Raw genomic sequence first — 13,782 nt, 5'->3', positions numbered from 1 at the left:
AATCTGTATATTAATAACATAAATGCTTTTGTTTGCTTTAAGGAATATCTACAAATCAACCACTAAAGGGGTATGTCTACGCCATATTCTTTTTCAAATTCTCCAAAAAGATCTTTCAAAGAATGTCTTTCATATCTGCATATACTATAAATAGTTGCCATTGGTATATCATAACCTTCTGAGCTTTTTAGTTTACTAAGAGTAGAGGAAGATAACCCACACGAGCTTGCATATTTGTTCTGAGAAATCACATTTCCATCTTGATCATAAAATGTTTGCAAAAACTTATTAGTAATAAAGTTGCATAAATATTTGTTTACTAAAGCATTTGCTTTATTTAATTCATCTTTATTTTTTTTATACTCGTGATTATCCATCGGTATATATACAATTCATCCAAATGAAGTGAATAATGAAAAAATAACTGTTCGCTTACGCGAATGATTGTTATTTTTCCTATATTAGCCCATGAAATACATATTTTTGCAATTCTTCTTTTAAAATATTGAAGCAATTGCTTAGAGTCTCGCGTTAGAAAACTGGAAATTTTTGCACTGGGACGATAAGTAGATTGGCTCACGTACCCGGGCGTGGGCTCACTTATCAGTGCACGGTATTCCAGTACCTCTAACGTGATAAGTTGAGTTCCATGCCCTTTTTTGTGCATAAAAAATTAATGGGATTTACCCCATATTTTAGGTAGCTTAACTGATACTATTAAAATCTTGTTAGATACTGAAATACGGAAACATGCATCCTGAATTTAGTTCAGGAAGTTCAGCACAATCAGATTCAGTATTGAGTTTTACTAACTTAAAAAACTAACCATGCTAGAAACTAAAACCAAAACACCATCTCTCAAGGTATTAATGTCTCATTATGTTACCTTAGCTTTGCTTATATTGCTGATCGATAAATCAGGATTAACAAAAACCGTTAAAACACACTGTAAAACGGGGCTAAAGGTTATCGGGATTATTTATGCCAATGAAGCTTACGGTATGGGAACCGAAGCTTTATTGGAAAAAGAATTCAAGGAATTTTTTAAATTATTTCCTCCTTCATGTTTTAACGACCAAGGGGTAATTTCTGCAGATATAGTTTTGAAAAACTTAAAACTGTGCATTATAACAGAGGATATCATACTTATGGTGCAGGAGTAAATAGTTCCCGTTTATATATAAAATAGTTGTAAAAATGATTTCGCTATTAACTATAAACAATTTATTTAGGATGTAAGCCATTCCCTTTTGTTATTTATATAGAGGAACTTGTAATATGTCATTATAATGCTTCTATGATAAGGAAGAAAAGTTTAATCTCTCCGCTTATTGTAATATAGGTACCGTTGAAAAAGCAATAAGGTCTCTAACTAAAATTTTTCTGGCATAAGGGAATCTTGCATCGGGTTCTTCTTTTGTAGCTATCTTAAAAAAAAAGCTGCTCTATTTCTAAAGTAGCTTATTATATCTTTTATATTTTCTTACTCTTAACACCACTAGTTTTGGAAACTAGCGGTAGCCGTTACGCTAACTAGCACCATCAGGGGTCAACCTCATCATCTACCCATGGGTAACCATAAATTTTATTTTTCAGTTTATCCATAAAAGACTTTCCTCGTGGAGGTGGCTTAGGGATATTAGATCTTAACCAAAATGGCAATGATTTAATCTTATCATAACTTAAACATACTATATCTGGACCTAAACCTTTATAAAATGAATAACTATATTTTAATTCTTTAAACAAATTTTCACCATCAATATCTCCTACTTTATATGTATTCTTTTTAATCTCAAAATATCTGTTATAATCTATATTTTTTTCAAAAAAATCAAAAGAGCATGAATAATACAATCTAAAAATATTAATGACTGTGTTAATAGTTTTGTCATTAAACTCAAGAAATCCACAGCAAGAAAAGTTGTCCTTCTCAAATGATGTTATTTCATCTATTTTACCAAATTCTTTAATCTCATTTTTTATTTCAGTATGTAATGATTCTATATTCCCATCATAAAACATATCAAATCTTCCAAAAGAAAAATAAACCCGCTTTATATCTAAAAAAAGGTTCAAAAGCAATCTTAAATCATTATCAAAATCTTCATAATACTCGATTTCATAAAACTCTATTTTTTCAATACGTTCGGTAACTTTAATTTTGGGAGTAATAATCATTATTCTAAAAATTAGGGAGTTTTAACCACGCTTTAGCACTTTCTTCAACCATAATTCGCCATTGCCTATTACTTAAACCAGTAGGTTTTATTGCCTTATGCGTATGAAGAACCTGTAAGTATCGTTTTACCCCTTTATGATACACTCTATGAAAATCTAACCTAAACACCTTCGATGCTTCTTTAAATTTAACTGCATTCCCCTGTTCCCGCTAAACTGTGTTTAGTGGTGGCAGACTAAGCTATAAAACCAACTAAATCTATTTCTAAGGCCGTATGATCTTCTTGAAAATTCCTATTCATGAATCTAAAATACAAAAAGCTTCTACTTAACTGTAAAAGCTTTTATTATTTTCTTACTCGGTACGGTACTCGTTGCAAACGAGGACTAGCGTTGCATGCCACTAAACGCAGTTTAGAGGGAGCATAGACTAAATAAAAAATTATTAATTAATAATACGTATTAAATTCCCTTTATTAAAATAATAATAATTAAGTGTCAAACCTTTATTTTTATATGTTCTAATTAAATCTTTACTTTTATCTAAGTTTACTTTGTGTGATTTTAATATTCCTATTAATTCACCACTATGTCTCAATTGTAATATAATAAATCCATTTTTGAAATTAGATAAAATAGAAGTTTCAACCTCTAAATCATCAGAATACTTTTTAAGCTCATTTAACAGAAGTTCATAATCAATAATTTTTTTGTTTTTTAGAATTTCTTGCTGAACGTTATATTTATCTGTATAAAATGAAAATAATCTTTTAATCGTAGAAAAAGCATCTTTATTAATAATTATTTCATCTTCTTTTAATGATTTAAGGCATTCTTCTACCAAGAACATTGTTTTCTTCTTTTCTAAACTTTTAACATAGTCTTCAATTATTTTATCCATATTAATTAAGATTTTTTAGTGAAATTATCTAGAAGGCAGACTCACACTTGCACCGGTTACTACCCCGGGAACAAGCCATTCTCCTTCATCAAAGATGTCAGGAGAGGGGACTAACTGATTAATTCTAAATCTCTTTGTTAAAATTAATCCCCCTGGGCCATGTTTAGTAGCATGGTAATTTGCTATTTGTTTTAAAGTTGTCCATGAAGTAAAAATACTATGATTATTACCTATATCCTCAGAATTATGTAGTGCAGGATCATTATGCCCTACAGGACCTAAAGCAAACGGTGTTGCAACACCCATCAAAGCACTCGCATAGCCAGGGTGTTTAGCATGTACCCCTCTATATAGTAAAATTGACGGAAGCTCAGTATCTTTTGTAGTAGTACTAACCTCATAGTCAGAATGTGTAAAAGTTTGAATAGCAAAATAACCATATGTGGTTAGTACTAATCCTTCAGATATTAATGCAGCCGCATCCATAAAAGGTAGATGTCCATCAACAGCGGCAGCAGTACTATTTATAACTGCCCCTCTCATAAGAAGAGCAGCTCCTAATTCTTGGTAATGTTTCTTTTCTCCTGTATACTTAACATTAAAGGTTATCGCTGCTCCATCACTCCACCTACCTATTTCAGCATCATAAACGTATGTGCCTCCATCTGCACTAATATGTTCTGTTCCATCAGCAAAGATTCCTTCAGGACAGTCATCGCAAACAAATCCACCATCAGGGTCTCTAAAACTAATTGGGTTATTTCCCATTCCTAAATAGGGGCTATAGAACTGCCCATAAGGGTCAGTAGTAAGCCACCTTCCAATCCTACTATCCCAGAGCCTTAGCTCAAACGCTTCTTTCCCTGTTTCTGGGTCTTTTTCTTGGCCTTGGTATTTATACCTGTAATTCCCTTCAACATTCCTATTAGGCATCGGCATCCCAAAAGGATAATAATCTGTAGCAACCATTGCCACCGCATCATTACCCGATCTCTGTACCACCGCTCTTACATTTCCTAAATGATCTGTAAGTTGATAAACACTAGAATCATCAGCTTTATTATAAACACCTAAACGGCTTGCTCCATAAATAGTATATTCTTTTACATTTGCACCTTCGTAAATAGCTAGGGTTGTACCTGTTGCATCGCGTACATAATAATCTGTTCTTGTCAATGAGCCTGCTGTGTAAATTTCCTTTTTTACACGGTGTCCTTTATCGTTATAAAAGAACTTAACCAAAGGTACATTATTTTTATGTATTTCTGTAACCAGACCACTGGCATTATAAAAGTACTTTATCTTTTCATCAACATTTTCTTCTAATTGACCAATACTGTTATATTTATAGTTCTCTCCAGAGGAGTCTCCAACTTGATCTCCTATGTCTTCAGCACCAGAAACATCTCCAGCGGCATCATCAACACGTTTTAATTGGTTAGGTTTACCAGAGTAATAATTATAGCTTAAGTTATCCATGCTATTATTGTTACCAACCGTATTCTTATTTCGCTTCAGGGCTTGTATATTTCCATTAGCATCGTAGGTAATACCAGTAACATCATAATCACCATTTGTGCCTAAAAAACCGCCTACATCTATAATTTTAGTAGTTACAACACTACCATTTTGTGCATGAAAACCAGGTAATAAAGTAATACTATTGGTCGCTTCTAAATTAAGTGTAGCTCCACTAGAAACTATTTCTGCATATGTTTCATTTTCTTTAGCATTAGTTGATTGTGGGGTACTATACTTACCATAATAAGCATCGGTTAACCAATTATTTTTATTGTATCTATAATCGTAAACCCGTTCTTTACCGCCACTCAACTTTTGGTAGCTACTATTCCAACGAATGCCTTTTATATTACCATTATATTGATCTTGCCCAAAAGTGGTAGTTTCTATATTACTTCTTTGAGTTCTGTTATAATCTGTACTATGATAATCTACCATCATACCAAAGAGATCATTACTATCTCCTCCCGGGTCTTTACTTTGCTCTAAACTGGGGTGATTAATACTTTTTAATTGACCGTTTAGGTTATACACATAATCTATACCTTGTAAAGCAGTTCCATTTAAAGGTGCAATTTCTGTACGTTTTAAAGCACCTGTTTCATAATATTTGTATTCGGCATTGGTTGTGTAAGTATTACCGCCATCTGCAGATGTTTCTACTTTTATAAGACTATTGTCAATAGGGTCGTAATTATAACGGTGTATAAAACGGTCGTTGGAAGTTGTTGCATAGCGCTGATAATCAACCTCTAATACAGCTCCAGTAATTGGGTCGTATTTATAATCGATAGTCTTTGTTCCTAAAATAGGAATCTCTTGCACAATCCACTTAACACGCCCATAGACATCGTAACTGTAATAGGTTGTTGTATTGCCATTAGATGTTTTTGCTACATTGCCTGCTAAAAAAGTAGGGGTACTATAGCTATTATGAATAGCTCCTAAAGTAGTAAGGTCTGCATTGTTCAAAGCATCATAAGTCGTAAATTGTTGTTCACTGCAATTAGTGTCTGGTAAACCATCTTCATCTGCTGTTGTTGCCGGATTATCTATATTTTCTATAATACTATCCGCATTTGTGAAAGTAATAGCTCCTTCGTTAAACACACCACTTTCTATGGGTCTGCCTAAGCCATCATAATTTGTATAAGAAAACTCGGTATTAGCTAACTGCTTCGAGTTTTGCGAAAAACGTATTTGCCCATCCCTTCTATATTTAAACCATGCTTCTCCTTCATCTGGACTTTTTGTATAGGTAAGCTGACCCAATGTATTATATTTATATTCGGTTTTTAGTTTATTTAGAGGCTGATATGAGGCAATTAATCTACCAATTAAATCATATTCATTGAGTGCATAATCATAATAGTTCTCTTTATAATTTACCACGCCAGACCCAAACACACGATAAAACCCATTAGGAAGGCTTTCCGATGGGGTTACTTTGTTCTCTGTAATAAGGTCGTAAACAGCATAGCTCCCTCCTGGAGAAGTAGTAAAGCCCATATTATTTCCTGCAGGCACATGAATATCAACATACCTTCGGTCTCCTATTTCAATAGACATTGACCTTGTGTTTGTTCCACCGCTACGAGCCGTTGCTAAAGTTTTTCCATCGGTATCTGTAAATACAACATTTTCGTTACCATGAACATCTCTATGTACGGTTTTTATAATTTTATAATTGTCATGATTATACTTACTGTCTCCAAAAGCTTCCGTCTGGGATAATTCGTTTGATGCTCGCATTGAAAACGTATATGTTTGTTTCCATTCTCCGTTTATTTTTTCTCCGCCAACGGTTCTCAATACTTTACCCGGTATTAACGTGCTATAAATACTTTTTGCAAAAGGATAATCTGTAATATCTTGGTAATCTTCATCAATATTGCCCGAGCTATAGTACCAACCCAATGTACCATAAGTATTACCTATTGGATTTGGGGTTTCATTATTAGCATTATCATAGTCGGTTTTAGTATAATTAGAATTATCTATTTTTTTTACAAAATCACCTTCATACTCAAACATATTAAATTCTCGTATAGGTGCGGAAAGCGTTTGTAAAGTAGCTCTGTTCTGCAAATCATATTTTATATCTGATGCCCAAATTCTATTGGTTTTAATATCTAAAGCTTGAGATTGTATTACTTTCCCTAAAGTGTTGTAGTAACTTTTAGATGCTGCTTTTAAAGTACCATTTATATCATAGCCTCGAGAAGTAATGGTATTGAATCCTTCAGAAACTTCACCCGTTGTAGGACATCCATTCTGTTGTTCGGATCCGGGTTCGTTTGGGCATTGATCTATTATGTTACTTTGAGTCCAATTACCTAGGGGTTTATTGCATTCTTGGACAGATGTTCCTGTCGGATCTCTAAGACCATCATTATCTGCATCTGAATACCAGGTAGTAGGAGAAGCTTTAGCGTAGTTAACTGTTCTTACTTCACTCCAAAGCCCTGAATCGATTCCTCTTGCAGATAAATATATAGTATTTCCTGTAGTAAGGGTGATGGTTTTATTTGAATCTTGCCCGATATTCGGGTCAGTAGCATCCGTATGCCAAAAGTATTCTACGTCTTCAGGTGGAGTAGCATAAGTAAGGATATTGCGATCACAAAAATTTCCAATTGTAGGAGCTAAAGGAATAGCAGGAGGTGGTACGGGGTATACGAGTAATGATGCGAACATAGGTCCAGTATTTGTTGATCCCACCTGAGTTTGAGTTGCTCTATATGAGACATATCCATTTGGACTTGTCCATTTAATTTTTATACTAGTCGCTGTTTGACTAATAGTTTGACCTCCTTGAGGTGATTCCCAATTCCCTTGAATTATAGTAAGGTTGGGCGCAAGTGAAAGATAGTAAGTCTCTGTGGTGTTAATAACAGGAGCTACCTCCCCACCAATACTAATCATAGAACCTTGAGCCCAAGAGGTAGATATCGATATTATTACAGTTACAATGATTAACCAAACGATTTTTTTATTTTTCATGATCAGTTAGAATTTATACGTATACTCATTTTCGCTTACTTTTTTAAACCCACCAGAACCAGCTCCATTAAAGTCTATAACTTCTGAAAGTGTTTCGGTTAATCTTCCGACTTCATCATATTTGTACTCGATAGCTAAATTATTACCTCCAAGTATATGGGTTAATTCATCCCATTTGTTATATACATAAGAGACTACGGAAGATGACACTGGATGGAGCCTGAAATCGTCTACATATATGGTATTTCCATCTGCATAAACCTCGACGTTTTGTGTACCATTAATATTAAAATAGAAATTAAGCAAAACCCAATCTCCAGCTCTCTCCATCTCGCTATGCGATATTTGAGTAACACTATTTACACGAAGCTTTGTACTTAAATGCGTACCATATTTTGCCCACAAAGAGGCTTTGTATTTATTAGTTTTTCCTTGAGTTACTGATACCACATATCCTTTATTACCTGTTGCAATTTGTAATGATTTAGAGCCTGTGTGTGCATAAGTACTGTTTTCGATAGCAGTTCCAATATTTACATCTCCACCAAAAAGAGATCCATTTAGGTCTTCTGCTCCTGAATAGAAAATTTCGTCATAACCAGCATTTCCAGTTACAAACACTTTTGAAGATTTATCTCCCAATTTAGTCGCACCTTTATTGCCATTTATATCTACAACTTCCAAAGGCATAGAGAATTGGTCATATTTAGTTACTTCTGAAAGTTTGCGCCATTTTGTATTAGAAGGCTGGGTTTCTGCAATATTCCAGTTAAAGTTATCTTCATTTAACTCATTATAATTCACCAGTAATCCATTGGAATTGGTTTCGCCATTCCATTGAAAAGATTTGTGTTTACGCCATACGTCGAAGGTTTCTGTTCCTGCAGTATAAGTTTGTGGATTCCAGGTTTCAATTCCTGCCCCTGTTAGTTTCCATACGCCACTTTCTTTAACAAAAGATTTATTTATTGCTGCTTGAGTTAACATATTCTTATTATTAAGATTATCTAACTTACTCCCCATAGCGGCATATTGTGGAATAGTATATGCCGGTGTTACCTCACTCTTATATTCTTTTCCATCGCTTGCTAGAATTAAATCTTCAAGTACTTGACCAGAATTTAAATCGCGTTTTTGCGAATTAGTTATTACTTGCTTAGTCCCTCCTTGAATTATTTCACTACTTTCCAAAACAACAGGGTAATTAGTATAATTAGTGGATATTAAATGATTTGTATTCGTAATGGTAGTATTACCAGGCTTAGGGTTTGTCGCTTTATACATTTGGGTTGATACTTTATTTATCACACCCGAAGATTCATCTAAAAAAGCATAAGTATTAACTGTTTTAGATAGTAAATTATTTCCTTGATATACCGATGATTCGGAAAGATTACCTATAATGCTTTGATAATCTTTATAATCATAAATGTATCCAAGGATTGAATTGTTGTCAAATTGGTTAAAATTATCTGATCTTATACGGTTCGTTTTTAGCTTATCCTTACTACCATCTATTAGGGTTTGATCTGTAATAAACTTGTACACATTTTTAACATTATTTATTACTAAACCATTTTGATCTAAATCTCTTACTGTTACCCTATCATACAATACATTCGGGCTTCGAAGGAGGCTTTGATTAGCTACTCCCTGAAAATTGTAAAATGGTTCATATGGTACGGAACCTATTCCATATTCGTAAGTTGTTTTCCATGTATTTACTTCATCTGAAACATTAATTGCTGCTACACGAATTCCTGCGTGATTTTTATGTTTAAAGGCTGTTCCATTAATTTTAGTGAATTTAGCATCTTCAAGAGCTCCAGAGTCTTCGTTACAAATTTGCGGAGGGTTATATACATGTAAAATTTCAAAATTGTAATTTGCTGGATCGAGTAAAGTGAGCTCGTATGTTGTCCTAAAATCTATAGACCACTTTTCTACTAATTGTACTCTACCTTCATATTCTGCCCTAACTCTTGCATTAAGTGAGCAATCATCAAAATTGTTTTCATAGTCTAAATATATAATATCCCCATTTTTCAATGCATAATTACCAACATCAGCACTAATTTTAAAGTTGTTTTGTGTTACTTCAGTTTCTATCTCTTTAAAATCGTATATATTACTATTGGCATTATCATATTCGTCTCCTTCATACTCTATATTAATTTTTGCTCCTTGTGGCGAAATAATTTCATTTAAACTCCATGCCGTAGCATCATAATGATTGTAACCCCAATAGTTTTCGTTGTCATAATCCCAATTCGGGTTATTTGTATAGTTAAAACGATACGGCGGTATTAATGATATGCCTTGTTTACCTTTAGAAAATAATTTCCTAAGAGTTAGTTTTCCTAGAGCATTAGAATTTGGAGCATTGGTAGCTAAAGAATAATCATATTCTAAACTAATAACACGTAAAGCTTTTTGTTCTATGTTTGTTACATAAGAGTCTTTAGTATCAATAACGTTATTTTGAAGATTAAGGGTGAAACTATATGTTTTTTCTATTTTAGGGTCTGAAAAAGTAAACGCTCTATTAGGTAAAGGCACTATATCAGTAGTATTTGTTTTACTTATTGTACCTAAATCAGAATTATTCACTAAAACAATTTTATTGAGTCTTAATTGTTTTTGTGAGGGCATTTCAGTTTCTGAAATATCTTTATAAATAAATTTCTGTGGAATACCCATAGCATCTTCCCTTACCTCTTTAATAAATAATGCAGTATGTGTACGTGTAGAAATTTTATCTAAATAGTAAAGTTCCTTTATTCCCCAGCTATATAATCTATTGTCCTCTATTATAGAATATTCATCTATTTTGCTTGGCGTTCGCCATACCATACCTTCAGACCATTTCCCATATTCAAAATCTACCCAATAGCCATAATCTCCTTCATCTAACAATCCATTAGCATTGGCATCAAAATAATCGGGACCTGTAACAGATGTTAAAAGCCAATGCGTGGCATAAGCCTGATTTGTCTTTTCAGAATAAATATTGGGCTCATAATTTTGATAATGAAACCTCCTAAATTTCTCCATAACACTATATACAGGAAGCATATAGGTATATACCACACCATCTGTAGAGGTTATACGATATCCGGCAATTGCCTCTTGTTTAACAAAATCTGGTTTGTTAAAATTTTTAGGTAAAATAAGCGATGAGGGGATATTACCATACGTAAAATATTCTACAAAACTCCCTGCTCGCTTATTGCCAGTTATTGCTTCAGAAGGATTATTTATATAAGAGTCAAAATTTGTAGGGTTTGCAGTGTTAGAAAAACTAACTTCATTTACCTGTGCACCACCAACCAATTCATCATTAAAATAAAATTTAGCAGCACTAGGAGAGGTAGAACTCTGAGGTTTAAAATACTTCAAATCAGATTCTTCATAGTTATGATTAACATTAACAAGAGCTATATTTTTCATAATCCTAGGAGACATTTGTCCAGCCATCCCTTGTCCCGAAACGTTATAACCGTCGGTATTTAATAAAACCGGATTATTATTTAGAATAGAAAATCGTTCATTACTATCCATAGTGTTTATTTCAGAAATATCACTAAAAGCATAATCCGGGTTAGTTTGTGTACCAGTATATCCATAACCTTCACCTTGCGCTTCAATACAATCGCAGGCCTCCTGAGAGCTTTCATACCAAAATTGGCTGCATTGTCCATATAGACCCTCACAATAATCTATAACACTTTGCGGCACATTTAACACTATATTATCACTAAAAACAGCTCCAGAAACCCCAGGTTCTTTTAGCTTATCTACCCACCACTTTACTCTTTCGTATCTGTAGTTTACAAGAATTGCAGGTATTGTATAACTCTTTTGTGATATTGAAACATCATTTTGCGTCATTTTAGTACTATAATATGCGCCTCCTGACCCAGTTCGCATGGTATATCCATAACTTTTAGATTTTGAATCTTTATCTTCAATACTAGCCCCCAATCCATAAGTTATAGCTCCGTTTGTTGTTATTCCTAAAGAACCACCAACATTTCTTCCAGATTTCCTATTTGATGAGGCATATGCAGATAAAGAACCTGAAAAGCCTCCATTTTCGGAATAGCCCACTCCCAAGTTTAAGCCTGCATCACCCCCAGTACCAACATATACACCAGCATTAAAACCTGAATTAAGACCCATTCCTACAGATACTCCTAAATACTTATTTATACCTATCCCTACAGACATACCATCAGAACCCGCATCTACAGTAACGCCAGCAACGCTCATACCAACACTTCCTGAAAAGCCCCTCATACTACCCCAAGAGGCTCCTACACTTATACTATATCCATAAAGAGGAATTGTTACATCGACAGTATGTTGCCTAAGAATATCACCTTTATTCCAATAGTACTCATACGTTTTAACATTGTTCCAATCATCTGGATAACCATTTATTGTACGATTAATGGCTCCAGGATTAAGGCTCCAACCTAGACCTACCCATGACGATTCTTGATCTACTCCTATACCTCCATGATACGATAATGTTAAAGGGTAGCCACCATTAGGACCTGGTACATTAATTGCGGGTATCGTGTAAACAAAATCACCCGTTATAAGATTAACTACATCTGTAACATTTATAGGCTCAAAGCTTCCTGCTTCTGGAGCATTGGGCCCTTGAGCTTCAGTAGTATTAATAAATAAACTAAATGCTAGTATCGCTAAAACAACACTTATTCGTTTTGGAAAATTTTTATTTATCATAATGGTTCTTTTCATTTAAAGTGCCCCCTTCGACTACGCTTAGGGTGACTGACAAGAGGTTATAATTTTAATTATGGTTCTTTATTTTATTTAATAGAACAATCACTTAATATGAGGTTACATATAGTTTATAATTCCAATCTTGGCTCATTTTGAATTTTTTCAGTTAATACTTTAAACTTCACTTCTCCAGTGTATAATCCTAAATCTTCGATGGTAAAGTTTAAATAGGGTTCATTAAGTATTATTTTATTTCTTGGGTATACAAACATGATTGTGGTAGCTCTACTCATGCCATATATACGAGGGTAGATAAAGTCTGCCATTTCCAGTGTGTCTTTACTCTGTGTATAGAGATGTACTTTCTCGTTCATGCCAAATGCTAGCTGGTTTACCATTTGCCCGAATTCGATTTGGTTTTTTGGTGCCACACTAAGCAATTCTTGATTATTCATACTCATGCTCAAATTAAAGTATATATACTTACCATATTTGTTTCGCAATGTCTTTGCTTGTTCTTTGTCTGTTTGATCACTTAATTCTTGTTTTACCAACATATCTGTAGGACGATAGGTTAGTGTATAATCTACCCCGTTTATGGTTTTATGTTGGGTATAACCATTGGTTTCATCTTTTATATAATCCAATAAAGCTGTTTCATTATTGAAGGTTTTTTGATTGCAGCTAAGAAACAGTATCACTATTAATAATGATGAGATTCCCATCTTTGTGGGAATGACATTTAAAATGCTTTTTATTAGGGTTTTCAATTGTTATTTTATATTTGATTTATTTTGGTTCTCAGCTTATCTTGATATAAGAAGTGAACATTCTAATCTGAATGATGAGATTCCCGCCTTCGCGGGAATGACATGCTACTTCTTACCTTCAAACTCAGTATTTAGGCCTTCTAATATGTTCTGGGTTAAATCGGAACCCTCTGAAGCGTACATAATATTACCGCCTCCACTAGCTCCGAATATGATGTTATAGTCATGCTTTTTGCCATATTCTTTTACATAATCGTTAATATCGTTAATCACTGTTTGGGTAGATTTTTTATCTTCTTCCTGTATTTGCTTTTGTATGGCTTGCTGGTAATTGTTTATTTGTTGCTGTTTATTACCTAATAATTGTTGTTTAAGTTCCAACTCCTTTTTGCTCATTTTAGAGCGTTCTTTCTCATAGGTTTTAAGCTCATTTTGCCAATCGGTCATTAAACTGTCAACATTAGCATTAAGAGTTTTTGCTTTGGCTTCAAATTCTGCTCTTACTATCTTGGTACGCTTATATCCGTCTAGTAGCTTATTTACATCTACATATACTTGTTCTGAAGATGATTGTAATTGAAAAATGGCAAAAATACTTGCAGCTATGGCAATTAGAGATATTGGAAATGCTAGTTTGTTCATATTTAATGA

The 13,782-nt window shown here is 33.7% G+C and carries 8 protein-coding genes; 1 reads left to right on the top strand and 7 read right to left on the bottom strand.

The features are described 5' to 3' along the window. Positions 1-62: 62 nt before the first annotated feature. Positions 63-377: a hypothetical protein gene (locus tag C1H87_RS13630; RefSeq protein ID WP_102756344.1), complete on the bottom strand. Its 315-nt coding sequence runs from the start codon at positions 375-377 to the stop codon at positions 63-65. A gap of 450 nt (positions 378-827) precedes the next feature. On the opposite strand from C1H87_RS13630, the gene C1H87_RS13620 reads away from it, so the two are divergent. After that, positions 828-1,163 (top strand): hypothetical protein, encoded by a 336-nt coding sequence (locus C1H87_RS13620; protein ID WP_102756342.1) that lies wholly within the window; start codon positions 828-830, stop codon positions 1,161-1,163. A gap of 379 nt (positions 1,164-1,542) precedes the next feature. Here C1H87_RS13620 and C1H87_RS13615 read toward each other — a convergent pair whose 3' ends face one another. The 6 genes from C1H87_RS13615 to C1H87_RS13590 form a co-directional block, all read right to left on the bottom strand. Continuing rightward, complete coding sequence (locus tag C1H87_RS13615; protein ID WP_102756341.1) at positions 1,543-2,181, bottom strand: hypothetical protein; 639 nt, start codon at positions 2,179-2,181, stop codon at positions 1,543-1,545. A gap of 445 nt (positions 2,182-2,626) precedes the next feature. After that, positions 2,627-3,082 (bottom strand): hypothetical protein, encoded by a 456-nt coding sequence (locus tag C1H87_RS13610; RefSeq protein ID WP_102756340.1) that lies wholly within the window; start codon positions 3,080-3,082, stop codon positions 2,627-2,629. Between the two features lie 24 nt (positions 3,083-3,106). Further along, positions 3,107-7,606: an RHS repeat domain-containing protein gene (locus tag C1H87_RS13605; protein WP_102756339.1), complete on the bottom strand. Its 4,500-nt coding sequence runs from the start codon at positions 7,604-7,606 to the stop codon at positions 3,107-3,109. 6 nt (positions 7,607-7,612) lie between these two features. Further along, entirely contained in the window at positions 7,613-12,361 is a 4,749-nt protein-coding gene (locus C1H87_RS13600; RefSeq protein ID WP_102756338.1) for a hypothetical protein, read from the bottom strand. A 128-nt stretch (positions 12,362-12,489) separates the two neighbouring features. Continuing rightward, positions 12,490-13,131, bottom strand: a complete 642-nt coding sequence (locus tag C1H87_RS13595; protein ID WP_233783134.1) for a hypothetical protein — start codon at positions 13,129-13,131, stop codon at positions 12,490-12,492. 105 nt (positions 13,132-13,236) lie between these two features. Then, positions 13,237-13,773: an OmpH family outer membrane protein gene (locus C1H87_RS13590; protein ID WP_102756336.1), complete on the bottom strand. Its 537-nt coding sequence runs from the start codon at positions 13,771-13,773 to the stop codon at positions 13,237-13,239. Between the last annotated feature and the right edge of the window lie 9 nt (positions 13,774-13,782).

It is taken from the genome of Flavivirga eckloniae, from assembly GCF_002886045.1.
In the GTDB taxonomy this organism is placed as follows: Bacteria; Bacteroidota; Bacteroidia; order Flavobacteriales; family Flavobacteriaceae; genus Flavivirga; species Flavivirga eckloniae.
This window is presented reverse-complemented; position numbering and strand designations above follow the sequence as displayed.